Below are 26317 nucleotides of genomic sequence, written 5' to 3'. Positions count from 1 at the left end.
GCTGTCAGTCACGCATCGTGCGATCGAACCGGCCGCGTAGGTGGTCACCGGCCTGGTTCAACGCGAAAACGGTGCAGAAGATGACGGCGGCGGGCACGAAAACCAGATGCGGCGCGGTGGCGAGGCTGTCCTTGCCGTCGGAGATCATTCCGCCCCAGCTGGGTGTCGGCGGCGGTATCCCGAGCCCGAGAAAGCTCAGCGATCCTTCCGCAACGATGAGCGCGGCCATGATGATCGGGAGATAGGCAAGCAAGGGCGGCAGCACATTCGGCAGGATTTCCTTGCCCAGGATCCGGCCGTGCCCGGCACCCATGTTCCGGGCAGCGAGTACGAACTCACGGGCCGTCCACGTCAGCGTGTTCGCCCGGGCGAGCCTGATGAACGAAGGGATGATCACCAGGGACAGGCCGACCATGAGGGTGCGCAGTCCCGGAGTGAAGACCGCGGTCAGCGCCATCAGCAGGATCAGTGGCGGGAAGGCCAGCATCGTATCGCTGAGCAACCGGATCCCCGCATCCGTCCGCCTCTGGAAATAGCCGCCCAGCATCCCGATACTCGACCCGAGTGCCGACCCGATGAGGGTCGCGACCGTGCCGATGAGCAACGACACCTGGGCGCCGTAGACGCATCGGGACAACATCGACCGGCCCAAATTGTCGGTGCCGGCCAAGAGATCGAGCGACCCGAGTTGCGGTGGTTGCCGCGGTGGGCCGACCGGGATCGAGTACGACGCCAAGGGGAGCAGGTCGGCGAAGATCGCCGCCGAGATCATCACGATCAACCAGGCGTAGGACAGGTACACCAGTATCGAGCGAGATCTGCGTACCCGCGGGACTTCCGGTTCCGGTGCCTCGAGCCGCTGCTCGAGCTCGGTCTCGACTTGTGCTCGAGTCATACCGTCGCCACCTTCCTGACCCGCGGGTCGATCAGCTCGTAGCTCGAGTCGACCAGGATGTTGATGACGACATAGACGATCGCCATGAATGCCACGATTCCCTGCACCATGATCAGATCCCGGGAAACGATCGAGGACGCGAGCAACTGGCCGAGGCCGGGTAGCGAGAACAGCGTTTCGACGATCACCGTCCCGCCGATCAGGCGCCCGAGATTGATGCCCGCCAGTGTGATCAACGAGAACGACGACGGCCGGAGCGCGTGCCGGAGCATCACATACCAGTCGTTCATACCTTTGGCGCGGGCCGCACCGATGAAATCCTCACGCAGAGTGGTGATCAGGTCCGTCCGCAGCAGCCGGTGGAAGGCGGCGATCTCCATCAGCGCCATCGCGATGGCCGGTAGCAGAGCGGACTGCAGGTTCGGCCCGATTCCGTCGCCGATACGGTTCCATCCGGTTACCGGAAGCCAGCCGAGCTCCACGGCGAAGAAGTAGATGAGCACCGGGCCGGCGACGAACGCGGGTACGGAGAGAAAGACGGAGGACAGCGCGGCAGTCCCACGGTCGACCGGACTTCCCGGCCGCGTCGCCGATACCACCGCGAGGAAGACCGCGCTGACGAGCGCGATGACCAATGACATGGCGGCCAATTGGAACGTCACCGGCAACCGCTCCGTAATCGCCGTTGTCACCGATTGTCCCGTGAGCGGTGAGGTGCCCAGATCACCCTGGGCGGCGCTTCCGACCCAGTCCAGGTATTGCCTCCACACGGGCCGGTCGAGGCCGAGTTTGCTGTTCAGCGCCGCAACAGCTTCCGGCGTGGCCGCGTCGCCGAGGATGACCTGCGCCACCGATCCCGGAGCGAAACTCAGCAGCACCACGACCGCCAGGGTGACCAGCAGGACCACCAGCAGACCTCGGCCCAATCGCCTCACGATGGAGAACATCATCCACCTTCGCCTTTCCTGAGCGCGCGACCGTCCGGCCGGGCACCTGAGTGCTCGGCTCGCGATTCTCGGTCGGATGCGGGCTGACGCGGCCCTGATGAGAATTTGATTCTTCTCATTCAGATTCATGTTCGCGTTACAAGTAGAATCATATTCTACATAGGACGGGGTTGTGACAAAACGGTAAAAGAACTCAGAAGTCGCTGGTAACAGTCACTTCTGGCCCATGCCGCCCGGGCCCCGAGCGTGGAGGCGGCCGCGGGTGACGGATTCCGGGCAGGGCCACTATCCGGCCCGTGCCACCGCACGCACCCGGCACCATGCGCGGGCAGTATAAGTATCCTCAATGGTATATTTATCGGATGTCGACGACCAGACGGGGGCGACCCACTCACGCCGAGGCCAGAAAACTGGACCGAACGGTCAGAGAGGCCGCTGTCGCGATATTTCTCGAGTTCGGGTACGCCGGAGCAACGATGGAGTCGATCGCCAAGGCCGCGGGTATCACCAAGCGCTCCTTGTACGCACGCTATCCGGACAAGCGTGCCGTCTTCGCGGAGGTGATCCCCTGGGCCCTGTCACGATACGAGGCATCGGACAACGAAGCCGTAGCCGACGGCGAAGACATCGAGACCGCACTGCTCGAGATCGGCCGCGTCGCGTTGAAGCGCGCGGTGGATCCGGAGAGCGTCCGGTTGACCCGCATCGCCATGAGCGAATCGGCGCGGTTTCCCGAATTCGCCGTCACCGCGGACTCCATGATGTGGTCCGGCCGGCAGCGGGCCGTGGTGGAGGTGCTGCGGCGCGGCGCGGCGGCGGGCGACGTGGAAGTCGACGATATCGAGCTGGCGGCCGAGCATTTCCTGGCGATGGTGGAACTGGTTCCCGGCAGACTGGCGGATTTCGGACTCTACCGGTCCGAGCAGCAGGAGAATCGACACCTCGAACATGCTGTGCGCCTCTTCCTCCGAGGCGCACAGCCCCGCTAGCCGATGCGCACCTCCGCCCGATGCTCGCCGGTCTTTGGACGCCTTGCTTTTCGCCGAGCTCGCCGCCGAGTGCCTCGGGTGCGGGTACGACCTCGAATGCGCATATCTCAATATCGACACGTTTGAGATCTGGGCGGGCGGCCACGGATCTCATCAACAGCATCCCCACAGGACGCCACCTTCGGCTGCGTCTGCAAATACTCGGCGGCGGAGCTCCCGAGGTCACCGACCCAACGCGAACTCGCCTCGACCGAACCCGGCCGGCGCGGCGGTTCCTACAACGCAGACCCGGACAACTTCGGCGCCGCAAGGACTCGCAACTCGTCGATCTCGTCCACCAGCGGGGCCCATCGGGCAGGATCCTGCTCTACCTTCGAATCCACGAGCTCACTCAACCTCATGATTCGGTCCTCGAAGGCCCGGCACTCTGCTCTTGTCCACTCCCGGTTTCGTTCGTCTTCCAACGCCACCCAACCACGCGGCGGATCACGCCATTGACCATCGGCGTTCCGATGGTTTTCGTAGAGGAGGTCGGCGCGGGTGCGAATCTGCAATGAGTCCACCGGAATCGGCATTTCCGATTCGACCAGCCGGACCAATTCCGAAGAGCCGAGATACAGCCTGTCGTGAGTCCGCCGTGTGACATACCGGCCGAAGCCGTCGGTTTCACGGCCGTTCACGAAGCGTTCCAACCTGGCCAGATCACTCTGCTCTCTCGGTAGAGCGATGACTTCCATGAATATTCGGCTGCGCCCCTCCCCTATCCGCCGAATTCGAGCCAGAGTGCCACGAGGATCCGAATTGCCACCTTCCAGTATCAGATTATGAGGCAAGGGTATCAAGATATCCTCGAATCTGTTGCGCAGCTTCACGGCCGCCGGGTACAGATGGTCGTGTGCTGTGAAATCGTTCTCCCGGTAGAGGCGCGAATATGCCGGGTGGAATTTTTCCAGCTCATCGGCCTGAATCAACGCCGCGCCACCCGTATCGAACAGTCGATCGCGAATCCGTTCCACCAGTGTCGATTTCCCGGCGCCGGGCTGTCCGCCGACCACATACAGTACGGGAGCATCCACCTGCTTCAGGGGTCGCGTAGGCCGGTCCGTAAGGAGCGCCGGCGCCACTTCATTGTCGAAGATCGACTGGATATGGCGATCCCTCAACTCGAATTCTTCGACGGCCTCGCTCGAATTCGAAGCCCTCGACGAGCCATCCGGCGCCGGGATGCCGAACTGGTCGAACACCGCTTGGTACAGGTCTGCGACCATACCGTCGGAGGCTCCGAAGACCTTCGCATCCACCACCGACGTCCCGACCATATGCATTGCTCGTACCGATTCGAAGAGAGAATGATGTTGCGGTATCAGGAGGGACAGAATCGCCCCCGCGAAATCACGATTCGAAACACCTTGCGGCATAATCCAGTTGAATCGCGAGGCAATTCTCGCCGCCGTTCCCGCAACCCCGGCTCCGACGGGAACCCCGCGCTCCACCGCTGTCCGGCGGAACCACTCGCCGTCCTTGTCGAACTCGAACCGTGCCACACCCGGCCGCCACGGCAGCGGGACAGCAAACCGGTGCGGGTCGAGTCGCAATGCGGTAGCGGCGTCAACTGTTCCTGCCTCGTGGTATGCCAGTATGCCGTCCACGACGGCGTCCCCTGATTCATCTCGTACCCGGGAGCCGTGCTCGTCGTACCGGTAGAGCGGAAGGACGTAGCGAAATGCGCGGTCCTCAGCGGCGAGCTGGTTTTCCAGCGCTTTCTCATCGACTCGGCCCCGATCGTCACGCGGTAACGGCCGGTTCGCGTCGAGCCGGGTCTTCCGGAGTGCGACCAGATCGCCGGGTATCGCCTCCAGTTCCCGCACCGACAACGGCATTCCGAGCCGGCTCCAGTCCTGAACGGTGAGGCTCCGGCGGATTTGATCAGATGTTTCACGCGGTTTTCTGATCCCGCCGCTGCGGGCGATTTCCGCACCGATCGCGATATGCTCGGGATCTCTCATTGCGGCGTTGGCAACCTGGCGAAGTTCTCGTGCGACGATCACCCCGCCCGGATCGCCGCCCGTGATCGATTCACGTACCCCGCCCAGCGCGTCGACGTTCAGCCCCAGCCGCTCTGCTTGCTCCGCCCAGTCCGGCTGATTGAGCATCCTCTCCAGACCGTCGTCCAGGGTCGTGCCCGACGGGTGCGGAATCTCCCGGCTTCGCCACATCGCATTCTGCAACGCGGACATCAACTCACGCGGGTTTCCGTCCCGCCGCAACTCGTCCAACGGCACAGAACGCAACACCATCCCGCCCGAAATCGTATCCTCGGGCGTATAGAAAGCATTGTCGATCTGCTCGCGGGTCGCCTGCGGATGCAGGCCGGAAAGGACTTCGCGCATCCGATCGATCACGGCGACGACGGCTTGTCTGGTCTCCGGCCGGTGATAGAGCACTCGCGCCAACTCCGACTCGTCTTGAACGCGCCGCTGCCGCCACCCGCGCTCGTCGGCCGCCGGACTTTCCCCGGGCATCGGGAGGCCGGCTTCGCCCTCCTGACGGGTCACGGGCGGCTCGTCCGTATCCCTCATCCCGATACGGCCGTCGCGCGACGAGTCGTCCGGTGCCGGTGGCTCGGCCCGATACTCGGCGGCGACAGCCGGATCAGCGGACCGGTGCCGGTAATCGCCGTCGGAACCCTCGCCGCCGGTCACTGCGCCGGCGGGCACTCGATTCGGAGATGCCGAGTCGAGAACAGTGGCCGGTGGGGTGGTAGCCGGGGCGTCGGACGCAGGGACCGTCGTGCCGGATGCGTTGTCGCCGACGGCGGGACCGGTCGGGAACCGAATGACGGTGTCCGATCGGCCGGCCGGGGCACCACGCGTGGTCCGGCCGGGGTGTGAGTCGGCGCCGGTATGCGCGGGGGTGCCGGCTTCTGCCGTCACGCCCGGGGTGGTCGGGTCGGGGCTCGGACCCGGTGCCGATCTGTCGCCGGGTGGAAGGTGCTCGGTTCTTGCCGCGGCGGGATCGAGACCGGTCGCCGTTGCTGCTGCCCCGGCGACCGATTCCGCAACAGGTCCTACCGAACTCGCGGCGGCCGGGGCCGGCCGACCGCCGGGACGGGACGGGGGGTGTACAGAGCCGGTCGCGGTAGCACCGGGTACGTCGGCACGACCGGATGGTGCCGACCCGCGCGCATCTATTTGACGAGTGAAGATTTCCGCCAGGTCACTCGGCTTCGGAAACCGGGTAGGGCGGCCGAGCATGCCGGCAGACGGGGTCGGTGGGGTAGCAGACCGGCCGATGGTGTGTACACCCCCGGACAGCAAACCCTCCAGAGCGCCGCTGACAGCGCCCAGAGAGAACTCCGACCCATCAGCCATCACGAGGCCGCCGCTGTACACACTCGCGGCCACCGCGCCCCCCAACGTGCCCGTCACCCCGCCGGCCGCCCCCGCTGCGCCACCTGCCAAGAGCATCGCCACCGCATTCGCGCCCCGCGTCCCGGCCTCCTGTACTCGCGCCAGCGCCCCCGCGACCGGCCGCGTGTACAGCACTCCCGCACCTACACCGCCCGCCGCGCCCCCGGCGCCGGATACCGTCACCGTTTCCCAGTCGATCCTGTCCCGATCGCCTCGGTGCTGCTGCCACACCTGCCCACCCCAGGTGACGCCACCGCCGAATACCCCGCCCGCCACGACACCCTGGCCGATCAACGCCGCACGCGATGCCGACAACCGGGCACACAGCGCCATCACCGACTCGATCAACCGCGTCCACGCCAGTTGCCAGCCCTTCCGCGCGGCCACCCGCACCCCGGCTGCCACAGCCGTCCCGCCCACGGGCATCGCCAGCGACGCCAGCAACTCCACCACCAGCGCCGAACCCATGACAATCCACGTGAACTGCCCCAGTTCGATGGCGTTGGCCGTCTCTCGGCACTCCACCGCCTTGCTCTCGCAATACGCGGCCAGATCTCGTTTCCGGGCCGCCGACCGTTCCAGAACCCGCTGCACCTCAACCGCTGCGGCACCGGCCGAACACTCCGGCACCGACGATGCCACGCCCTCGAGTCCCTCCGCCTCCGAAAGACACCTTCGCGCGGCCAGTTCCCAGGCATCGCCTCCCGCTCGCAACGCCTCCGGATCGCCGCGCGGAAACGGGCCCAGTACCGGCTCACACACCCCCAGCGGAAAGCCCTCCGGCAGCGCGACCAACCGACTCACCTCTACATGACCATCGACCCGACAACAGACTCGACACCGGAGTTCCGGATACCCGCGCTGGAGGAACGCGCACTACTGTGCGACCGGCCGTCAACCGGCGCGGCACAGTCCGCTCACAAGCCCGGGGCTCCCGGAAGGAGGCCGGATAGGTCCGGCATACCGCCGGCGAGGTCGGCCAGCGGCGCCACGACGGCAGCGGTCTGCTCCTTCGCCAGCCGGGCGGCCTCACGCGCGGTATCGGTGAGCAGCACACTCAGTTGCCCGGCAGTACCGCGCATGGCGGCCGGGGTCACGCGGACCTCGAGTACCGCCCCGGCGGAATCCACGATCACGTGCACCGAGTCGTCGGCTGTGGCGGCCCGAACCCGCAGCTCGGCCAACTGGCGCTGCACCTCGCCGACCTGTGCCTGCTGCTGCTCGTAGGCATCCAGCATTCGGTGCATCCGCGCGCGCATATCAGGAATGGAGGAACCGAAATTTTCGAAGTGGTTCCGGTCCATATCGACATCCTTTCGAGCCGGATCAGGCATGGACGCGTCGTCCCGGGACCACCTACCCCGCCGCGGGCTTCCGGGCCGATCCGAGTACGAGACATGATCTCCACGCAGAAGACGCTTCCCGAGGTTAATGAGGGCGCGCGGATGACGAAATGCCCCGAAAGACCAGAATTCGGACGGACGACAGTGCTTTGTGCACACCCGGGTGACCGCGGTGCAGGGTCGGCGGCCGGACGAATCGACCTCGCCCGCGCCGACCGCGGTTGTCGGATCGACTCGGCAATGCTCGGGGAACCGCGATCCGCGGCCTGATATCGGGTTCCCCGGCGCGCGGTGTCCATCGGCGACTGGTGCGGCGCTACGGCGGGCGCGCCTGCCCGTACGCGCGTAGCTCAACCTCCGTGTATGCCTCCACCAATGCGGCGGCCTGGTCGAAGCGTGCGGTCGGTGAACATTCGCTGAGCCTGGTCGCGCCAGTGCCGGTAGCCGCCGACTATCCGCCCGAGCGGCTCGCCCGCATATCCTCCGCGCGGAACTCAGGATCTGCCCGTCCCCTCTTGCCCACGCCGCTCCCGGGCAGGAAATGGGGCGCGGTGACATTGGCCGCGGCCGCTTCCCCACACCCGCTACCGAAGCGGTTGATTGCGACAACGATCTCGACCCGGGATTTCGAGAAGTTTGTGTCCATGACACGTTCCGGAAAGGGTTTTTTGTACATACTGCACAACGCAATGTCGATGATGGAATGTCCGACGTTGGTATAGGATTTTGAGGTGATGGCGACGATCTTCGCACGCAGGAACACTCGTTTCCCAGAATGGTCGCCCTGTTCGAGTCGTATATACCGGCGCACCCGGCGGCGCGCCGGGCATCTCCGATATCCATCCGATCGCCGATCATACCGGGACTTCGGTCGACTGGCGATCGTTCCTTGGCCGGGTATTCCATGTCATCGATCGTGGCCCTGCACCGCAGGGGAGAACATCGGTCGGTTTCCGAACTTTATCGCAGAGGTACGCTTTTGCCCAATTACATCACTATGCTGCTCCTTCAAATCACAACCAAAGCAGAAAACTTCATTTTCGGCTCTGCGGCCACCCACTATCGCGGACTCCACCGAATCAGTAGTAACGTCGACGAACTCGGCAGATACGCGCCGGGTCTCGATTCGGACATCGCGGCGACTATAAAAAGAAACGACCGGACGATCGAGGCATACGACAGCAACATAGCCGAGTACCTCACCCGTTCGCCGTCGACCCGTGAACCGGATCCGGACTACCATAGTCTAGGCGGATGGCTCCACGTATATGCGGAATCGCTGAAACTCAGGGCTGCGCGGTGCGGGCAGATACCGCGGGTACTCGATCTGGCCAGCGGGCCGAGACCACGCGACGGCCATTTCTACCGGGACAACGGCTTCGACGTCACTCTCAGCGATGCGTCCGCGCGAAGCGTCGAGAGGCTGCGAGAATCCGGTTTCGACGCCAGAAAGATCAATATGATCACCGATGATTTCGGCGGCCCGTGGGATGGAATATCCATCAACGGCGGTGTACCGCATCTCTCCGACGACCAGCTCGACAAGGTGATCGAGAAGGCTGCCGGATCGCTCTCCGATGGCGGAATACTCGCATATAATTTCAAGCTCGCCGATTCCGCCGAGCTCATCGGCCATCAGAAAATCTTCAACAAGGGGGCGGAGAAGGACTACTACTTGAGATGGGTAGAAGCGCTCGAACCCTGGGAGTTGAGTCACGGCCTGTATCCATTGATGGCGCCCGCGGGATATTCCAGTGGAGGCACCCATCGGTGGGCATCGAAAGTATTGGTCAAGTTGTATCCCTAGCTGTGCGAAATCCCGGCCCGGCGGCCGGGGCGATTCGATACCGGCGTCACAGCGGCTCGACCACCACGGCGGACGCCCAACCCGGCCCTCTGAACACCGTGGCCGCCGGTCCCCGGGCGGCTGCCGCGCAGCTATCCTGAACTGCTGTGGGTCGTGGTGAGCAGGCAAGGTCCGATATTCTCGACGCCGCCGAACAGCTGATCGCCGAGCGGGGCGTGCGGGTGCCACTGCGCGAGATCGCGATCGCGGCCGGACAGCGCAACAACTCCGCGGTGAACTATTACTTCCACAATCGGCGTGAGCTGATCCGCGCGGTGGTCGCACGACGGCTGGATCCGATGGAACGGGAACGGGCCGAGATGCTGGCGGCCCTCGACGATATCCACGATGTCGAATCCATGCTGCGGATACTCGTGCAGCCGCTGACCACCGTCGACAGCGACTACTACACGCGGTTCCTCCAGGCCGCGGCGCTCTATCTGCCGACCGACCTGGACGGAACCCAGGGCACGGTATGGCCGCGGGTACTCGAAGAACTCGCCCGCGCGATCCCGACCACCGACCCGGCGGCGAAGCGGCGCCGGATCGGTGCGGTCGGTACCGCGATGTTCGCATTGCTGGCCGAATGGGAACGCACCTCCCGTTCCGACGCCACAGCGGTGAACTTCCCCGAGGAGATCGTCACGATGCTCGGCGCGATGCTCACCGCACCGGTTCACCCGGCCGCCGCGGCCGGTGAACCCGCCACGCCCACCGGTCGAACGACATCCGCCTAGCCCGCGGTCTTGCCGTTGTCGGCGAGGTAGATCGCGCCGTGCACCGCGGACGCGTCGTCGCCGGCCAGGAATGCGATCACAGCGGCGACCTCCTCCGGCTCGTTCATTCCCCGCGGCGCCGCGGCGCGCAGCACCAGGTTCGGATCGGCGCCGTCGGGCAGGGAGAATCCGCTGATCTGCGGGGTGAGCATCCCGCCGGGGCATACCGCGTTGACACGTAGCCGGTCCGCCGTGAATTCCACCGCCAGTGCCCGGGTCAGACCGACCAGGCCGTGTTTGGCGGCACAGTAGCCCGCCGAGTAGGCCTGGCCCTCGACGCCGGCGATCGATGCGACATTGACGATATTTCCGCCGGTCTCGAGAAGAAACGGCAAGGCGGCGCGGCACAGATAGAAGGGGCCGTTGAGGTTCACCGCCAGATCGTGGTCCCATTCCTCGTCGCGCACGTCGCCGGTGCGGCGCATCCGGTGCGCGCCGGCCACGTTGACCAGGACATCGAGGCGTCCGAACTCCGTCGCGCACCGCTCCACCACCGACCGGCACTCGACGGAAGCGGCGATATCGGCGGTGGTGAACCGCCCTCCGGGCACCTCCGCGAACACCTCCGTCAGCCGGGTCTCATCGCGCGCCACCCCGAATACCGCGGCTCCGCGCCGGGCGAAGAGGCGCGCGACCGCGGCGCCCAGGCCCGAAGAAGCACCGGTCACCAGTGCCACCTTGTTCGACAGATCGGTCATTTCCGCCTCCTGGGGCTCGGCGCCGTCACCGCGTGCGGGCAATGACACGCTCGGCGAAACGGGACAGATTCGCGATCTTGGTGTCCAGGCTCTCCGTGTCGTGCTCGCGGGTGTAGGGGTTGCGGAAACCGACGATCACATCGGTGACGCCCTTGTCCTCGAGCCGTTTCACACCGTCCACGGTGAAACCGTCCAGCGAGATGACGTGCACCTCGAAGTTCTCGGCGGCACCGTATTCCGCGCGCAGCGTGGCGAGTTCGGTGAGCAGGCGGTCCAGCTCGGCCGGATCACCTCCGGCGTGCATCCAGCCGTCGCCACGCTGCGCGGCTCGGCGCAGCGCCGGCCGGCTGTGCCCGCCGACCAGTAAAGGAATCGGTGCCGTCGGCACCGGCGAGATCTTGATCGGCGGCAGATCGTAGAACTCGCCGTGGAATTCGAAGTATCCGCCGGCGGTGAGGCCGCGGACGATATCGAGGCATTCGTCCATCCGCTTGCCGCGCTTCTCGAACGGCACATCGAAGATCTCGAAATCGTCGGGCCACGGACTGATTCCGACACCGAGCCCGAGCCGGTTGCCGCTCAGCGCCGCCACCGAGGCCGCCTGCTTCGCCACCAGTACCGGCGGGCGGATCGGAAGCTTCAGCACGAACGGAGTGAACCGCAGGGTGGTGGTGGCCGCGGCCAGCGCGGCGGCGAGCACGAAGGTCTCGACGAACGGTTTGTCCTCCAGGAACTCCCGGCTGCCGTCCGGAGTGTAGGGGTAGGTGGCGTCGGAGTCGCGGGGGTAGGCGATGCTGTCGGCGAGTGCCATCGAGGTGTACCCGGCGGCTTCGGCGGCCTGTGCCAGCGGCACGTAGTACGAGGGGTCGGTCATGGTTTCGGCGTAGGTGAACCTCATGGTCGGCCTTTCTGCGGTTCGGAGGGGCGTCGTCGGCGACGGGCGCCGCCCGGCGGATCAGACCCGGCCGGCGCGGGCGAGATTGGCGGCGATCTCGCGATCCCATTCGCCACGGGCCCGCCGGGTATCGACCTCGCATTCGAATCGAGCCGTCATATCGTCGGTGACCTCGGCGATATCCACGTAGAACTGCTCGTACCAGCGCCGCTGTTGATACACCGGTCCGTCCTCACTGGTCAGCAGAGGATTGTCGATGCGGGTCTTGTTCTTCCAGACCTCGACATCCTGCAGGAAGCCGGTCGCGAAATTCTTCGAGAAGGCTCCCGCGAGTTTCGCGGCGTCCTCCGGGGTAGCACCCGGCATCCGCTCGACGCTGACGCCCCATTGCAGAACGAACGAATCGTGGGTGACCGGGTAGTGGCAGTTGATCAGCACCACCTCGATCGTGGTACCGGCGAAATCGTTGTGCAGATAGTTGATCATGTAGGACGGCCCGTAGTACGACGCCTCGGACCGCAGCAGCGCGTCCTCGACCTTCTGGATGTCCGCCCGCGGCTCGGAATGCATGAGCTGGGTGGCGATATGGCCCTCGAAGACGTTCTTGAAGTACACGGGGTAGGCGCCGTGGATATAGAAGAAATGCGCCATATCGACGTTGTTGTCGATGATCTCGCGGCAGTGGGATCCCTCGATGAGCACCGAATCCCAGGTCCAGTCGCTCCATCGCGCCGTGCCGATCCCATCGATATGCGGAATCGCCAGCTCCGGCGGCGGCGGATTGCCCTCCGGGTCGTGCCATACGAACAGTTGCAGGTTCTCCTCGGTGGTGGTCCAGGCGCGCGTACGGGCCAGTTTCGGGGTCCGCTTCGCGTAGGGCACCAGCGTGCACCGGCCGTCACCGCCCCATCGCCAGTCGTGGAACGGACAGGCGAGCGAACCGTCTTTGACGCTGCCCTGTGACAGGTCGGCGCCCATATGCCGGCAATAGGCGTCGAGAACATGGAGATCGCCCTGGCCGTCCGGCCAGACCACCAGTTTCGTGCCGAATGCCTCGACGGCGTGGGGCCTGCCGTCCCGGAAGGAATCCGCCAATCCCAGGCAGTGCCAGCCCCGGGCATAACGCTCGGGGTCGTGACCGACGTCGATTCGGCGAACCTCGGAATCCCCGGTCATGGCCTATCACCCACGGCACCGGCAGACCGGCCCAGCCGCGGCGCCGCGCGCCGGGTTCGGTGTGCTGTCTCACTCACATCGCATATATTAAGCGAGATTGCTTAATCAATCCAGGCAGGTGATGCTTGCCGGACCCGAGCGCGAACCGGCGGTGAACCGGCTGTGATGCCCTCGAGTGGATACATGTCCTACCTTTCGCCACCGGTCCCGGGCACTCCGGGCGGGATGGATACACGGTGGGCCGGTCATCCGCGCTCCTTGCCACGTTTGATCAACTGACGGGTGATCACATTCTTCTGGATCTCGTTGGTGCCTTCGCCCACGATCATCAGTGGGGCGTCGCGGAAGTACCGTTCGACATCGAATTCGGTGGAATAACCGTAACCGCCGTGGATCCGGACCGCGTCGAGCGCGATCTGCATCGCCGTCTCGGAGGCGAACAGCTTCGCCATGCCGGCTTCCATATCGGCGCGCTGCCCGGATTCGTAGCGCCGGGCCGCATACATCACCAACTGCCGGGCCGCGGTCAGTTTCGTCGCCATCTCCGCGAGGTAGTTGCTGATGGACTGATGCTCCCAAATGGGACGGCCGAAGCTCTCGCGCTCTTGCGCGTAGCGCAGTGAATCCTCCAGTGCGGCACGCCCGACACCCAATGCGCGCGAAGCCACCTGAATACGGCCCATTTCCAGTCCGCGCATCATCTGCGCGAAACCGTGGCCTTCTTCGGTGCCGAGCAGCACGCTCAACGGGGCCCGGAAGTCGGCGAAGTTCAGTTCGCAACTCTCCACACCCTTGTAGCCGAGCTTCGGCAGATCCCGCGAGACCTCGAAGCCGGGCCCGTGCTCCACCAGCAGAATGCTCACCCCGCGATGCGCGGGCACCGCGTCGCGGTCGGTCTTGCACAGCAGCGCGACCAACCGGGAGCGGCGGGCATTGGTGATCCAGGTCTTGGCGCCGTTGATCACGTAGTCGTCGCCGTCGCGCTTCGCCCAGGTACGTATCGCCTGCAGGTCCGAACCACCACCGGGTTCGGTCAGCGCCATGGTCGCACGGATTTCACCGGTCGCCATCCGCGGGAGGTAGTGGTCCTGCTGTTCCCGAGTCCCGAACGCCAGCAGGAGTTTCGCGACAACGGTATGCCCGCCCATCGCCCCGGCCAGGCTCATCCAGCCACGCGCGAGTTCCTCGGTGACGGCGGCATAACAGGGCGCCGACACACTGGCCTCACCCCAGGGTTCGGGTATCGCCAGCCCGAAGATTCCCATCCGCTTCATCTGCTCGATGAGCTTCTCCGGGTAGGTGTTGCTGTGTTCGAGTTCACGGACGACAGGAACGACTTCGCGATCGACGAAATCCGCCACCAGCGCCACGATGGCCGCTTCGTCCTCGTCCAATTCATACATTCCGGAAAATCCTTTCGCAGAGGTGGTCACCGGGCGACCGGTGCGGGACGGGCGCCACGGCGGGCTCGTCCGGTGCCGAGCCGGCGGCGGCCGGCTCGGTGGTTGTTCTCCGGACGCGAGCCCTTTCATCGTTGTCGGCAACGCAGAGGGCGGCGACAGGGGTCGGCGCGTGATCCGCTATTAATCATGTTCCCTGATTACATATACTGTGAAATGCCAACTGGTGATGCCCCGATACTTCGGGCTCATAGGAGTGCGACATGGACCTCAAACAGCTCACCGCGCTGGTGACGGTCGCGGAGGCAGGGAGCGTCACCGGGGCCGCCCGGCTGCTGCACCTCGTGCAGCCCGCCGTGACACGGCAGATCAGATCCCTCGAACAAGAACTAGGGGTCCCGCTGTTCGAACGCACCCGGCAGGGCATGCGCCTCACGGCCGCCGGCACCGTCCTCGTCGAACGCGCGCGCCGGGCTCTCACCGAACTCGAACGGGCCCGCGCCGAGATCCGCCCCGAACCCGGACCCGTCACCGGTATCGCCACCCTGGGCCTGCTGGAAAGCGCGCTCGATGTGGTCATCGCACCCCTGGTCGACCATATGCGGCGCCACCAGCCCGGTATCCGGCTACGCCTGCTCACCGCCTACTCCGGGCATCTCCAGCAGTGGCTCGACCAGGGCGATGTGGACCTTTCTCTGCTCTACAATCTGCGCAGCACCCCGTCGTTGCGCGTCCGTCCGCTGCTCCGGGAGCAACTGTGGGCGGTCGCGCCGCCACACGCGGACCTCACCATGGACCGGCCGGTGCCCCTTTCCGACCTGGTCGCCCGGCCGATGGTGATGCCCGTGGCCGGCCACGGGCTCCGCATCCTGATCGACCAGGTGTACGCCCGGGCCGGGCAGACACCGCGGATCGCGATCGAAACCAACTCCATGCACGTCCAGAAACAACTCGTCCTGGCCGGCTCCGGATGGACGATTCTGCCCGCCGCCGGAGTGGCCTCGGACGTGGCGGCGGGTTCGTTCAGCGCCGCTCCGCTGGACGATCCCGAGGCGACCCGAGACCTCGTCCTCGGCCTCCCCCGTACCAGTCGCCCGGCACCGGCCGTCGAGGTCGTCGCACGCGAAATCGTCACAGTGGTACGCGCTCTCGTCGAGTCGGGGGCATGGCCATCGGCCGAATGGCTCGACGGCACAGGGCCCGGCCGTTCCCCCGGCGGCCTGGACCCGAATCGTTGAAACCGCCGAACGGGGCCGGGTAGCTCACGGCCCGGTAGGTGTCGGCCCATACGGTTCCGGACCGGATAGCGCCGGGATACTCGCGGCAACCGGGCCACGGTGCGACGTACTGTGGCCGACGTGGCCGACTCTGATCATTCCGGGCCCGTGACGAGCTCCGCGGAATTGGTGGCGGCCTGTCGCGGGAACATCCCTGCGCTGACCGAACGACTCATCGCCGCGATCTTCACCGACAATCCGGAGTGGACGGATTATTCGGCAGTGGCCCGCGCGGACCTGCAAGACGGATGCCGGCGGTTCCTGACCCGCGTGCTGGATCTCGTCGACGAGAAGGGACTCGACGCCGAGCGCGATGACGTCGCCGCGGCGATCGGCGCGCACCGGGCGGTGCAGGGCGTGCCGTTGGAAGCGATGTTGCGAACCTTCCGCCTGGGTGGCCGGATCATCTGGGAGGCGCTGCTGGACCGGGCAGGCGCGATCTCGGCGGCGGAGTTCCGGGAACTGGGCACGGCCATGTGGGCGGTCATCGACGGAATGTCCTCGGCACTGGTCACCTCCTATCGGGGAGCAGAACTCGACCGGGTGCGGCTCGACGAGCGCCGCCGCCACGCGTTGATCGAGGACGTGCTCGCCGGACGCGGCCGCGACGCACGGTTCGCCCAGCGCGCGTCGCGGGAATTGAACATTCCGGTCATCGGCCCCTATCTCGTGGTCGTTGCCCGCGGCGACGCCTACCCGCTCCGGCTGGGCACCGAAACCGCGCTGGCGGCCGACGGATATCGCTCTGTCTGGCACGACCGCGGTGAGTACACCGTCGGCGTCATCGCCCTCGATCAGCACTCGCCGGCGCATCTGGCCACCGTCCTGGAGCCCCTCGTCCGCGGGCGCGCCGCGCTCTCACCCGCGGTGACCGGAATCGCCGAAGTCGACACCGCTCATACGCTGGCCGTCCTGGCGCTCGACACCATCCCGGAAGACACCCACGGTGTCGTGATCTCGCTGCACGACCGCTACCCCGAAGCCCTGCTGCTGCGCTCGCCCGACCTGGCGCAGTTGCTGGTGAGCCGGCTCCTCGGCCCGATTCTCGAACTACCGGTCAAAGAACGCGACCTACTGCTCACGACGCTGCGGGTGTGGCTGGCCCAGGACTGCTCGGCCGCCCATGCGGCACCGCTGCTGCACTGCCACCGCAACACCGTGATCAACCGGCTCCAACGCACCGCGGCACTCATCGGGCACCCGCTGGACGGGCAGCGCTTCCACCTGGAGCTTTACCTGGCGCTCCTCGCACACACGCTCGTCGATCCCGTCGCCGACTGAGCCGCCGGCACCGGCCATCGGTACGCCCGGATTGGGCGCAGCGCCCAATCAACGGGCTCGATTTCTGGGCGCGGGGAGAATTGTTCGCCCTCTCACCACCCAGCAGACTCCCAATCCTGACCCACACCACAAACCGGTGGCCGGGTCACGCATTCAGGATGAGGAGCACCACAAGTGCCACAATTCGATCTTCTGGTCGTCGGTGGAGGCCCGGGCGGCTATGCCGCCGCGATCCGCGGGGCCCAGCGCGGTCTCCGCGTCGCGCTGGCGGAGAAGGAGCGCCCCGGTGGCGTCTGCCTGAACTGGGGCTGTATCCCGACCAAGGCAATGCTCCGTTCCGCGGAGGTCTTCCAGACCGTGAACACCGCGGCGGTTTTCGGGATCAGCACCAAGGACGTGCAGGTGGACTTCGCCACGGTGCGCGAACGTAAGAACGGCATTGTCGACGAACTCACCAGCGGTGTGGCCGGCCTGCTACAGGCCAACGGCGTGACCGTCATCGAAGGCCATGCCCGGTTCACCGGCCCCACCACCGTCGAGGTGTTCCAGGCGGGTCCATCTCCGGTATTCGACGGTGGTCCGCGCTATGCGGCCGCGCCGACCGGCATTCCGATCCGCACGGTGGACGCCGGCGATGTGATCATCGCGACCGGTTCGGTGCCGGCGACGCTCCCGATACCCGGCGCCGACCTGCCCGGCGTCATCACCTCCGACGGAGCGTTCGGACTCACCGGGATACCCGAACGACTGGTCGTGATCGGCGGTAGCGCGGTCGGCGCAGAATGGGCCAGCCTCTTCGCCACCTTCGGTACCGCGGTGACCGTCGTCGAGATGCAGGATCGCCTGGTCCCGGCCGAGGACGCCGAGATCGGCGCAGCGCTCGGCCGGTCCTTCACCGGTCGCGGGATCACGGTCCTCACCGGGGCGACGGTCACCGGAATCGAGCAGACCGAGGACGGGCTGCGGGTGGACGTCGACGGAACAGACCCGCGTGCGCTCGACGCCGATATCGTGCTCGTCGGCGTCGGCCGCCGCCCCAACACCGCCGCACTCGGCCTGGACGCCGCGGGAGTCGCCACCGACTCGCGCGGGTTCGTCCCCGTCGACGACCGGCTGCGGACCGGCGTCGAGCACGTGTACGCCATCGGTGACGTCACCGGTAGAGCGCTGCTGGCCCACGTCGCCTCCCATCAGGGTCTGACGGCGGCCGATGCCATCGCGGGCCACGATGTCGGTATCGACTACGACGTCATCCCCGCCGCGACCTTCACCCATCCGGAGATCGCGAGCGTCGGGCTCACCGAGGCCGCCGCCCGCGCCGCGGGCCATGACATCGTCACCGCCAAATTCCCGTTCGCCGCGCTGGGGCGAGCGCGCTCGGTCGGCGACACCGAAGGCTTCCTGAAGGTCGTCGCCGGCGCCCGGCACCACGAAGTCCTCGGCGTGCACATCATCGGCCCCTCGGCCAGCGATCTGATCACCGAAGGCGCCCTCGCGATCACGCTCGAGGCAACCCTCGACGAACTCGCCCACACGATCCACGCCCACCCCACCCTCGGTGAGATCGGCATGGAAGCGGCGCTGGCCGGACTCGGCCTGCCCGTCCACATCGCACCGCCCCGGACCCGTCGAGGAGTCTCCTCATGACCGCCGATACCACCGCCCGCCGCCCGCGCAGCGCAGCCCGAGCCGGCCTGCAGAAACCCGGAACCGAGACCCGGGAAGCCGGGAAGCCGACGGACATCGGTGGTTCGGCCGATTCCCGCATCGCCGCGGAGGATCCCGGGACACTGCGCGAGCTCTACCGCGAGATGCTGTTCGTGCGCCGTTTCGAGGAGCGCACCTCACAGAGCTATCAGCAGGCCAAGATCGGCGGCTACTGCCACCTCAACCTCGGCGAGGAAGCCACTGTCGTCGGCATGGGCGCGGCCATGCGGCCCACCGACTACCTGTTCACCAACTATCGCGAACACGGCTACGCCCTGATCAAAGGGATCGAACCCGGCCGGGTCATGGCCGAACTCTACGGCCGCTCCACCGGCACCTCCAAGGGCTGGGGCGGCTCGATGCATATGTACGACACCGCGACCCGGCTGCTCGGCGGCTACGCCATCGTCGGCGGCCAGATCCCGCTGGCCCTCGGCGCGGCCCTGGCCATCGACTACCGCGGTGACGACGACGTGGTCGTATGCCAGATGGGTGAGGGCACCACCAATATCGGCGCATTCCACGAATCGCTCAATATCGCCGCATTGTGGAATCTGCCGATCGTGTTCCTGATCGTCAACAACCAGACCGGGATGGGCACCACGGTCGAGAAGTCCTCCGCCGAACCCGACCTGTGGAAACGCGCCGACTCCTACCGGATCCGCGGTGAACGTGTCGACGGTACCGATGTCCTGGCGGTGCGCGATACGGCCCGCGAACTCATCGAGACCGCCCGGCGCGACGGCAGGCCGGCGCTGCTCGAAGCCGTCAGCTACCGACTCAAGGGCCACTCCGTGGTCGACCCGGCCAAATACCGCAGCAGTGCGACGGTATCGGAGGCCCGCGACAACGACCCGGTCGCGCGCTGGCACGCGGCGCTGCTGCAGGCCGGCGTACTCACCGAACAGACCGCCGCGGCACTGGAGGAGTCCGTGGCCGCCGGTGTCCGGGCCGCCGTCGAGTTCGCCGACGCCAGCCCGCATCCCGATCCGTCGAGTCTGTTCGACTACAACTACGCCACCGCGGTACCCGGCGATTCCCGCCGCCTGCCCGCCGACCCCCTCTTTACACACTAAGGATTTCACCCGTGGCAGTCATGACCTACCGCGAAGCACTGCGCGAAACCCTGCGCGAGGAGATGCGGCGCGACGACGATATTCTCCTGCTCGGCGAAGAGATCGGTATCTTCGAGGGCTCCTACAAGATCACCGCCGGACTGCTCGACGAGTTCGGCCCCAAACGGGTACGCGATACACCCATCGCCGAAGAGGGTTTCGTCGGTGCCGCGATCGGCGCCGCTATGCTCGGGTTGCGCCCGATCGTCGAGATCATGACGATCAATTTCTCCCTGCTGGCGCTGGACCAGATCGTCAACCATGCTGCCAAGATCTACGGCATGTTCGGCGGGCAGACCAGCGTGCCGATGGTCATCCGCACCCCCGGCGGCGGCGGGCAGCAACTCGGCGCGACCCACTCCCAGAACATCGAGCTCTACTACGCATTCGTGCCCGGTCTCAAGGTTGTCGCTCCCAGCACACCCGCCGATGCCCGCGCGCTGCTCAAGGCCGCCATCGAGGACGACGACCCGGTGCTGTTCCTGGAGAATCTGTCCCTGTACAACACCAAAGGCGATGTACCGGAATCGGTTCCCCCGGCGCAGATCGGGCGCGCGGCGGTCACCCGCCCCGGGACCGATATCACCCTGATCGGCTACTCCCGCATGGCCACCGTCTGCACGGCGGTCGCGGAAAGGCTCGCGGCCGAGGGGATATCGGCCGAAGTCGTCGACCTGCGCAGCCTCCGGCCCCTCGACCGGGACACGCTGATCGCCTCGGTCCGCAAAACCGGCTGCGCGGTGATCGGCGAAGACGATTGGCTCACCTACGGGATCGGCGCGGAGATCGCGGCCTCGATCTCCGATGGCGCCTTCGACTACCTCGACGCCCCGGTCCGGCGGGTGGCCATGGCCGAAGTGCCACTGCCCTACGCCAAACCCCTCGAAACCCTCGCGCTGCCGTCGGCCGACTCCCTCTACACCGCGGCGTCGGAAACCCTTGCCGCCGTCGGCACACGCCGCTGATCCCGGAGAACATTCATGCCCGAAATCGTCATGCCCCGGCTGTCGGACACCATGGAAGACGGCGTCGTCGCCACCTGGTTCAAACAGGTCGGCGATCCGGTCGCCCGTGGTGAGGTCGTCGCCGAGATCGAGACCGATAAAGCACTCATGGAACTGGAAGCCTACGAGGACGGCGTCCTCGAGCGGATCCTCGCCGAAGCCGGCACCCGGGTACCGATCGGCGAACCGATCGCCCTCGTCGGCGACGGCAGCGCGGGCAGCACCGCACCTACCGGGCCGGAACCGAGCGGAGCCGACCGAGACAACGACACGTCCGCCTCGGCGCCCCTCCCGGCACCTGCCCCCGCGGCAACCGCCGACGCCGTGCAGTTCACGCCCGCCGATACCGGCGAGCGGCGGAAATCCTCTCCGCTCGCACGTAAAGTGGCCCGCGAACTGGGCGTGGATCTCGCCGCGGTCGCCGGTACCGGCCCCGGCGGGCGCATCACCCGCCGCGATATCGAATCAGCACACGAGGCGGCGGCCGCCGGCACCGCAGGGGATACCGCGGTGGCCGAACCGTCGGTGTCTGCCGCGGCCGATCCGGAGTCCGGCGACTACGACGAGATCCCGCTGACCGGCATTCAGCGGGTGTCCGCCGCGCGGCTGACCGAAAGTAAACAGCAGGCGCCGCATATCTACCTCACCAGCGCACTCGATGTCACCTGCCTGTTCGCCTTCCGCGCCCAGATCAACGACACCCTCGCCGCCGCGGGAACCGGGAAGGTCAGCGTCAACGACCTGCTGGTCAAAGCGGTGGCGCTGGCACTGCGCGCGAACCCGGGCATCAATGTCTCCTTTGCCGGAAACGCGCTGCGACAGCACCGCGGCATCCACCTGGGTATCGCGGTCACCACCGCCGCCGGACTGCTGGTCCCGGTCGTGCGCGACGCCGACCGCAAATCGATCTCCACTATCGCGGCCGAGACCCGCGACCTGGCCGAACGCGCGCGCGATCGCCGGCTCCGCACCGACGAGATGACCGGCGGCACCTTCACCATCTCCAACCTCGGCATGTACGGCATCGAACAGTTCACCGCCGTCATCAACCCCCCGGAATCCGCCATCCTCGCCGTCGGCGCAGCCACTGACGAACTGCGGATGGCCGACGGGCAGGTGGTGAGCCGGAAGGTGCTGCGGGTCACGATGTCCGCCGATCACCGGGCCATCGACGGGGCGGCCGCCGCACAGTTCCTTGCCCACCTGGAGGCCCTGGTCGAACATCCGTTGCGGATCGTGACCTGATTCCACCGACCCCACCGAGAGTGTGCCGTCGACTCCACGATCCGGCGCTCGGTGGGCGGCCTCGATCGACGCCGCGGATTCGCAGGTCGTGGTTCCCTCAGGACACCGGCTCCCGTACCCGTCGCGGACCTCGTCCGCGCCGTGTACGCCGATATCGCCGGGTAGCGATTCGATGTGCGGTGCGAGCCTTATACGACCACAGACCGGCGGGTGGCGTTATCGGCGTACACGGCGCGTGGCGAGAGCGGGTTTCAGCGGGTGCGCGTCCGCACCGGCACCGGGCGCCGGCGCAGCGCCCCCGACAGGTCGTGGGCGTGGCGCAGCAGCATGCCGCCCAGCTCGTCGCGGCGCTCGGCCCGGAACCGGCTCTCGACCCCGGTGAGGCTGAGGGCCCACCGGGGCTCGTCGCGCTGATCGAAGACCGCGGCCGCCATACCCCAGCTTCCCTCGACGAGCAGACCGGGATTCACACACCAGCCGGATTCTCTGGTCGCGGCGATGCGCCGCGCGAGCTCATGGCGTGCGTGGGCCGCGCCCCATTCCGTGCTCAGGTCGGTGCGGCCGAGATAGTCCTCGATCTCGCGATCGGGCAAGTGCGCGAGGAGCACCAGGCCTGCCGATGCGACGCCGAGGGGGAACCGGATACCTGCGTGCAGCACATGGGAGCGGAGCGGGAAGCTACCTTCCTCGCCGGCCAGGCATACCGTCTCGTCACCGCGCCGGGCGGACAGGAACGCGCTCTCGCCGGTCTGCCGGGCAAGTTCGCGCAGAACCGGACGAGCCGCGTCGGCGATATCGTAGCGCTCGGCTGCCAGTGAGCCCATGAGGAACAGTTCCGGGCCGAGAAACCACCGGCCCGACCCGGCGTCACGGTCCAGAAAACCCTCCTCGGCCAAAGCGACGAGGAGCCGATGCGCGGTGGGACGCGCCAGAGAGGTCCGGCGTGCCAGTTCGCTGGTCGTCACTCCCCCGTCGCCCTCTGCGGCGACCGCGCGCAGCAGGGACGCCGCACGCCCGAGCACCGTGGGGTTCGGTTCTGCGTTCATGTACCCACCATATGTCCATTCACTGAACGGTTCCTTCTGCCCTGTCCATTCGATGAGCAATTCTCAACTCGACACACCTGGATACTTGCCGTTTCACGGGCATAAATGCTCTCGTGACAAGGTCGGATCAGCGTCTACTGAATGGACGCATACACGGAAGATGGTGACGAATGGAATCGAAAGTGGTGGGCACGGCCGCCGCTGCCGTCGCCGATATCGGCTCGGGGGCGACACTGGCGGTCGGCGGATTCGGATTATGCGGCATCCCCGACGCACTGATCGCGGCCATAGCCGCCGGCGAGGCCACCGACCTCGCAGTGTTCTCCAACAACTGCGGGGTCGACGACCACGGGCTGGGGATCCTGCTGTCCGCCGGCCGTATCGCCAGAGTGACCTCGTCCTACGTGGGCGAGAACAAGGAATTCGCCCGGCAGTACCTCGGCGGCGAACTCGAAGTCGAGCTCATCCCCCAGGGCACACTCGCCGAGCGGCTGCGCGCCGGCGGCGCGGGCATCCCCGCCTTCTACACACCTGCCGGGGTCGGGACACCCATCAGCGAGGGTGGTCTGCCGTGGCGCTACGCCCCCGACGGGTCGGTCGCGCTCGCATCGCCGCCCAAGGAGGTGCGTGTTTTCGGCGGCCGCCGGTACGTCCTCGAGGAGGGCATCGTCACTGATTTCGCACTGGTTCACGCTGCCGTCGGCGATACCGAAGGCAACCTGGTGTTCGAGAAAGCGGCCCTGAACTTCAACCCGCCGGCGGCGATGGCAGGGCGGGTGACCATCGCCCAGGTCGAGCGGCTCGTGGCACCCGGCGAGCTGGACCCGGCGCAGGTCCACCTGCCGGGGGTGTTCGTGCAGCGAATCGTGCACACCGGAACCCAGGACAAACGAATCGAGAAGCGCACCGTACGGCAGGAGAGCACCCGATGAGCTGGACCCGCACCGAAATGGCCGCCCGCGCGGCCCGCGAACTCGTCCCCGGCGAATACGTCAACCTCGGCATCGGCCTGCCCACCCTGATCCCGAACCACCTGCCCGATGGAGTGAAGGTGGTGCTGCACAGCGAGAACGGCATCCTCGGCACCGGCCCCTACCCCACCGAGGACGCTGTCGACGCCGACCTCGTCAACGCCGGCAAAGAGACCGTCACGGTCGAACCCGGCGCCTCGTTCTTCGACTCGGCGCTGTCGTTCGGCATGATCCGCGGCGGCCACATCGACACCGCGGTCCTCGGCGGAATGCAGGTCTCACGCACCGGCGATCTGGCGAACTGGATGGTTCCCGGCGCGATGGTCAAAGGTATGGGCGGCGCGATGGATCTCGTCCACGGTGCCCGCCGGGTGATCGTGCTGATGGAACACACCGCCCGCGACGGCTCGCCCAAGATCGTCGACACCTGCACCCTGCCCCTGACCGGCCAGGCCGTCGTGCAGCGGGTGATCACCGACCTCGCCGTGCTCGATATCGCCGGCGGACGGGTGCTCCTGCGCGAAACCGCGCCCGGCGTGAGCGTCGAGCAGGTGCGGCGCGCCACCGGAACCGAACTCACTGTGGACAGTGTGCTGGCCTGACGCCGCTATCGGCTTCCGCCGACCGTACCCAGGTGAGAAGGGGCGGTACCACTAGAGTAGCCAGGCGTGCAGCCATCGACGGCGAGGGAATTCTCCGCGTACGGACTATCGCACTGGATCGTGTTCGCCGTGTTCGCGGCAGGGGCGATTGCCGTCGTACTGCTCGGGCGAAGGCAACGAAACACTCCTGCCGCAACCCGCTCCGGCCAGGTGTTCGGCGCGGTGACCCTGGGCCTGTACGCGGTGATCTACGTCGCCACCATGTCTCCACCGACGATCGGCGGCTCGGTCCCGCTGCGCCTGACCGATCTCGCGACGCTCGTCGCCGGATACGCACTGTGGTCCCATCGGCGCTGGGCCTACGCGCTGACCTACTACTGGTGCCTGACCTTGAGCACGCAGGCACTCCTGACACCGGTGTTGAAGAGCCCCGATTTCCCGCACTACGAGTTCCTGGCCTTCTGGGCGATCCACCTGCTCGTCGTCTGGGCGGCGATCTACCTGACCTGGGGTGTGGGTATCCACCCGGACTGGCGCAGCTACCGGTTCGCGGTGGTGGCGACAGTGGCGTGGGTCGCGGTCACCTTCGCCTTCAATTCCCTGGCCGGCACCAACTACGGTTTCGTCAATCGGAAACCCTCGACCCCGTCCCTGCTGGATGTGCTCGGACCGTGGCCCTGGTATCTGGGCACCGTCACCGTCGTGCTGCTCACCGTATGGGCGTTGATGACCTGGCCCTGGGTCCGCGCCGACTCCACATCGCCCGAGCCCGCGAGCCTGGGTCGCTGACTGCGCCCGCTGCCGGATCACGGGTATTCCCCCGCACTGCCGAAAGCCGCGACGTGTAAGAGATGTCGATGCACGAAACGCGCTCAGGTCATCGGTTGGACACCCGCACCAAAGTGCGCGGCGCGGCAGTTGCCAGCTGGCTGGACAACACCATAGAGAGCAGTACTGCGAAACCGGCGGCAGCAGTCGCGTAAACCATCACGGGAACCTCCTCGGATCATTTCGAGGTCCACCCTGCCCGTAGAACCTGACAACAGCCTGTGCGGCGCCCGTCAATGCCGTGTGTACCCGGCCTACACGCTCAGTCGCGGCTGTTTCGACCAGGGAAATCGCGCGGATCGAAGTCACCGGCAACACCGGAGCAAGAGCCTACCGTTCCGTCGACGAGGCCGTCCGGCTGGTGCGTTCCTGCAGATGGCGATAAAGTAGCCGGCCGGCACCTGCGGCGGTTCCTGCTCTGCCGACGAACCGGCCACCCGCGTACGCCGCGGATCATCGGAGGCGAACGCCGACACCGCCTCACTTTCCCACAGCACAGACGGCTCGATGACCGGAACATCCACGTCCGGGAATCCGGTGAACAGCGTCACCCACGCCCGGGGTTTCGGGGTGCTCGGCGATGTACTGGATGAGCATTCCGAACTGGGTTCCCAGTCGCCCAGATGGTTCGCGCGGATCACGTCCGCGCCGAGGTAGCCGAGGATGCGGGCCGGGCTGTCACCGATGATCGTCGTCCGCAGATGCCCGACGTGCATCTCCGGTCCTGAGCGGTGACGAAGTCGTCGATGCCCAGTAGCCGGACGCGTTTGCCGATGCCTGCCAGGGCGTCCCAGCCGCCGACGAGCGGGGTGAGGTAATCGGCGGCGGGTTTGATGCCGATAGCAGGAGGCTTTCCGGGGTCGCCG

At 66.6% G+C, this 26317-nt stretch carries 22 protein-coding genes and 1 pseudogene; 12 read left to right on the top strand and 11 right to left on the bottom strand.

The features are described from left to right. Positions 1-4: 4 nt before the first annotated feature. Positions 5-895, bottom strand: a complete 891-nt coding sequence (locus AB0F41_RS06455; RefSeq protein WP_357421673.1) for an ABC transporter permease — start codon at positions 893-895, stop codon at positions 5-7. Continuing rightward, positions 892-1842 (bottom strand): ABC transporter permease, encoded by a 951-nt coding sequence (locus AB0F41_RS06450; RefSeq protein ID WP_357421672.1) that lies wholly within the window; start codon positions 1840-1842, stop codon positions 892-894. The genes AB0F41_RS06455 and AB0F41_RS06450 overlap by 4 nt, the downstream gene beginning before the upstream one ends. A 362-nt stretch (positions 1843-2204) precedes the next feature. On the opposite strand from AB0F41_RS06450, the gene AB0F41_RS06445 reads away from it, so the two are divergent. Further along, positions 2205-2831 carry a TetR/AcrR family transcriptional regulator gene (locus AB0F41_RS06445; protein WP_357421671.1) on the top strand — a complete coding sequence of 209 codons (627 nt, stop codon included), beginning with the start codon at positions 2205-2207 and terminating at the stop codon, positions 2829-2831. A 275-nt stretch (positions 2832-3106) separates the two neighbouring features. On the opposite strand, the gene AB0F41_RS06440 is transcribed toward AB0F41_RS06445, so the two are convergent. From AB0F41_RS06440 to AB0F41_RS06430, 3 genes are all read right to left on the bottom strand, one after another. After that, positions 3107-5548 carry a zeta toxin family protein gene (locus tag AB0F41_RS06440; protein ID WP_357421670.1) on the bottom strand — a complete coding sequence of 814 codons (2442 nt, stop codon included), beginning with the start codon at positions 5546-5548 and terminating at the stop codon, positions 3107-3109. A 1610-nt stretch (positions 5549-7158) separates the two neighbouring features. Then, positions 7159-7545 (bottom strand): YbaB/EbfC family nucleoid-associated protein, encoded by a 387-nt coding sequence (locus tag AB0F41_RS06435; protein WP_357421669.1) that lies wholly within the window; start codon positions 7543-7545, stop codon positions 7159-7161. Between the two features lie 490 nt (positions 7546-8035). After that, positions 8036-8347, bottom strand: coding sequence for a hypothetical protein (locus AB0F41_RS06430; protein WP_357421668.1), 312 nt, complete (start codon positions 8345-8347; stop codon positions 8036-8038). A 141-nt stretch (positions 8348-8488) separates the two neighbouring features. On the opposite strand from AB0F41_RS06430, the gene AB0F41_RS06425 reads away from it, so the two are divergent. Next, positions 8489-9391: a class I SAM-dependent methyltransferase gene (locus AB0F41_RS06425; protein WP_357421667.1), complete on the top strand. Its 903-nt coding sequence runs from the start codon at positions 8489-8491 to the stop codon at positions 9389-9391. Between the two features lie 146 nt (positions 9392-9537). Continuing rightward, positions 9538-10167: a TetR family transcriptional regulator gene (locus tag AB0F41_RS06420; RefSeq protein WP_357421666.1), complete on the top strand. Its 630-nt coding sequence runs from the start codon at positions 9538-9540 to the stop codon at positions 10165-10167. Here AB0F41_RS06420 and AB0F41_RS06415 read toward each other — a convergent pair. The 4 genes from AB0F41_RS06415 to AB0F41_RS06400 form a co-directional block, all read right to left on the bottom strand. After that, the gene (locus AB0F41_RS06415) at positions 10164-10904 is read right to left on the bottom strand and encodes an SDR family oxidoreductase (RefSeq protein ID WP_357421665.1); all 741 of its coding nucleotides are present in this window, start codon (positions 10902-10904) and stop codon (positions 10164-10166) included. The two genes, AB0F41_RS06420 and AB0F41_RS06415, sit on opposite strands and share 4 nt — an antisense overlap. A gap of 25 nt (positions 10905-10929) precedes the next feature. After that, entirely contained in the window at positions 10930-11802 is an 873-nt protein-coding gene (locus tag AB0F41_RS06410) for a TIGR03619 family F420-dependent LLM class oxidoreductase (RefSeq protein ID WP_357421664.1), read from the bottom strand. A 57-nt stretch (positions 11803-11859) separates the two neighbouring features. Next, positions 11860-12975: a Rieske 2Fe-2S domain-containing protein gene (locus AB0F41_RS06405; RefSeq protein ID WP_357421663.1), complete on the bottom strand. Its 1116-nt coding sequence runs from the start codon at positions 12973-12975 to the stop codon at positions 11860-11862. A gap of 245 nt (positions 12976-13220) precedes the next feature. Continuing rightward, positions 13221-14378, bottom strand: a complete 1158-nt coding sequence (locus AB0F41_RS06400; protein WP_357421662.1) for an acyl-CoA dehydrogenase family protein — start codon at positions 14376-14378, stop codon at positions 13221-13223. 260 nt (positions 14379-14638) lie between these two features. On the opposite strand from AB0F41_RS06400, the gene AB0F41_RS06395 reads away from it, so the two are divergent. The 6 genes from AB0F41_RS06395 (at position 14639) to AB0F41_RS06370 (ending at position 22004) form a co-directional block, all read left to right on the top strand. After that, a complete protein-coding gene (locus AB0F41_RS06395) occupies positions 14639-15613 on the top strand; it encodes a LysR family transcriptional regulator (RefSeq protein ID WP_357421661.1) in 975 nt (324 codons plus the stop codon). 147 nt (positions 15614-15760) lie between these two features. Then, positions 15761-16933 (top strand): helix-turn-helix domain-containing protein, encoded by a 1173-nt coding sequence (locus tag AB0F41_RS06390; protein WP_357421660.1) that lies wholly within the window; start codon positions 15761-15763, stop codon positions 16931-16933. Positions 16934-17107: 174 nt separating this feature from the next. Further along, positions 17108-18580: a dihydrolipoyl dehydrogenase gene (gene lpdA, locus AB0F41_RS06385; RefSeq protein WP_357421659.1), complete on the top strand. Its 1473-nt coding sequence runs from the start codon at positions 17108-17110 to the stop codon at positions 18578-18580. Beyond that, positions 18577-19716 (top strand): pyruvate dehydrogenase (acetyl-transferring) E1 component subunit alpha, encoded by a 1140-nt coding sequence (pdhA, locus tag AB0F41_RS06380; RefSeq protein ID WP_357421658.1) that lies wholly within the window; start codon positions 18577-18579, stop codon positions 19714-19716. The genes lpdA and pdhA overlap by 4 nt, the downstream gene beginning before the upstream one ends. A gap of 20 nt (positions 19717-19736) precedes the next feature. After that, positions 19737-20720 carry an alpha-ketoacid dehydrogenase subunit beta gene (locus AB0F41_RS06375; protein ID WP_357421839.1) on the top strand — a complete coding sequence of 328 codons (984 nt, stop codon included), beginning with the start codon at positions 19737-19739 and terminating at the stop codon, positions 20718-20720. Positions 20721-20735: 15 nt separating this feature from the next. Next, complete coding sequence (locus AB0F41_RS06370; RefSeq protein WP_357421657.1) at positions 20736-22004, top strand: dihydrolipoamide acetyltransferase family protein; 1269 nt, start codon at positions 20736-20738, stop codon at positions 22002-22004. Between the two features lie 251 nt (positions 22005-22255). On the opposite strand, the gene AB0F41_RS06365 is transcribed toward AB0F41_RS06370, so the two are convergent. Further along, positions 22256-23050: an IclR family transcriptional regulator gene (locus AB0F41_RS06365; protein ID WP_357421656.1), complete on the bottom strand. Its 795-nt coding sequence runs from the start codon at positions 23048-23050 to the stop codon at positions 22256-22258. Between the two features lie 170 nt (positions 23051-23220). Here AB0F41_RS06365 and AB0F41_RS06360 point away from each other — a divergent pair, with 170 nt between their 5' ends. The 3 genes from AB0F41_RS06360 (at position 23221) to AB0F41_RS06350 (ending at position 25412) form a co-directional block, all read left to right on the top strand. Further along, complete coding sequence (locus AB0F41_RS06360) at positions 23221-23982, top strand: CoA transferase subunit A (protein WP_357421655.1); 762 nt, start codon at positions 23221-23223, stop codon at positions 23980-23982. Continuing rightward, positions 23979-24623 carry a 3-oxoacid CoA-transferase subunit B gene (locus AB0F41_RS06355; RefSeq protein WP_357421654.1) on the top strand — a complete coding sequence of 215 codons (645 nt, stop codon included), beginning with the start codon at positions 23979-23981 and terminating at the stop codon, positions 24621-24623. Before AB0F41_RS06360 ends, AB0F41_RS06355 begins: the two co-directional genes overlap by 4 nt. 66 nt (positions 24624-24689) lie before the next feature. Further along, positions 24690-25412, top strand: a complete 723-nt coding sequence (locus AB0F41_RS06350; RefSeq protein WP_357421653.1) for a TIGR02206 family membrane protein — start codon at positions 24690-24692, stop codon at positions 25410-25412. Positions 25413-26021: 609 nt separating this feature from the next. Here the strand turns inward: AB0F41_RS06350 and argS are convergent. Continuing rightward, positions 26022-26170, bottom strand: a pseudogene (gene argS, locus AB0F41_RS06345) (arginine--tRNA ligase); the annotation flags it as partial. Between the last annotated feature and the right edge of the window lie 147 nt (positions 26171-26317).

It is taken from the genome of Nocardia sp. NPDC024068, from assembly GCF_040638875.1.
Taxonomy (GTDB): Bacteria; Actinomycetota; Actinomycetes; order Mycobacteriales; family Mycobacteriaceae; genus Nocardia.
Note: the sequence above shows the minus strand (reverse complement) of the source record. Positions and strands in the feature narration are given on the sequence as shown.

What these genes read in the sequence shown, in the direction of transcription:
- AB0F41_RS06415 (WP_357421665.1), bottom strand. Translation starts at nt 10,904, where the DNA reads ATGACCGATCTGTCGAACAAGGTGGCACTGGTGACCGGTGCTTCTTCG.
- AB0F41_RS06370 (WP_357421657.1), top strand. Translation starts at nt 20,736, where the DNA reads ATGCCCGAAATCGTCATGCCCCGGCTGTCGGACACCATGGAAGACGGC.
- AB0F41_RS06375 (WP_357421839.1), top strand. Translation starts at nt 19,737, where the DNA reads ATGACCTACCGCGAAGCACTGCGCGAAACCCTGCGCGAGGAGATGCGG.
- pdhA (WP_357421658.1), top strand. Translation starts at nt 18,577, where the DNA reads ATGACCGCCGATACCACCGCCCGCCGCCCGCGCAGCGCAGCCCGAGCC.
- AB0F41_RS06395 (WP_357421661.1), top strand. Translation starts at nt 14,639, where the DNA reads ATGGACCTCAAACAGCTCACCGCGCTGGTGACGGTCGCGGAGGCAGGG.
- AB0F41_RS06450 (WP_357421672.1), bottom strand. Translation starts at nt 1,842, where the DNA reads ATGTTCTCCATCGTGAGGCGATTGGGCCGAGGTCTGCTGGTGGTCCTG.
- AB0F41_RS06445 (WP_357421671.1), top strand. Translation starts at nt 2,205, where the DNA reads ATGTCGACGACCAGACGGGGGCGACCCACTCACGCCGAGGCCAGAAAA.
- AB0F41_RS06400 (WP_357421662.1), bottom strand. Translation starts at nt 14,378, where the DNA reads ATGTATGAATTGGACGAGGACGAAGCGGCCATCGTGGCGCTGGTGGCG.
- AB0F41_RS06365 (WP_357421656.1), bottom strand. Translation starts at nt 23,050, where the DNA reads ATGAACGCAGAACCGAACCCCACGGTGCTCGGGCGTGCGGCGTCCCTG.
- AB0F41_RS06355 (WP_357421654.1), top strand. Translation starts at nt 23,979, where the DNA reads ATGAGCTGGACCCGCACCGAAATGGCCGCCCGCGCGGCCCGCGAACTC.
- AB0F41_RS06425 (WP_357421667.1), top strand. Translation starts at nt 8,489, where the DNA reads ATGTCATCGATCGTGGCCCTGCACCGCAGGGGAGAACATCGGTCGGTT.
- AB0F41_RS06360 (WP_357421655.1), top strand. Translation starts at nt 23,221, where the DNA reads ATGGAATCGAAAGTGGTGGGCACGGCCGCCGCTGCCGTCGCCGATATC.
- AB0F41_RS06405 (WP_357421663.1), bottom strand. Translation starts at nt 12,975, where the DNA reads ATGACCGGGGATTCCGAGGTTCGCCGAATCGACGTCGGTCACGACCCC.
- AB0F41_RS06455 (WP_357421673.1), bottom strand. Translation starts at nt 895, where the DNA reads ATGACTCGAGCACAAGTCGAGACCGAGCTCGAGCAGCGGCTCGAGGCA.
- AB0F41_RS06435 (WP_357421669.1), bottom strand. Translation starts at nt 7,545, where the DNA reads ATGGACCGGAACCACTTCGAAAATTTCGGTTCCTCCATTCCTGATATG.
- AB0F41_RS06410 (WP_357421664.1), bottom strand. Translation starts at nt 11,802, where the DNA reads ATGAGGTTCACCTACGCCGAAACCATGACCGACCCCTCGTACTACGTG.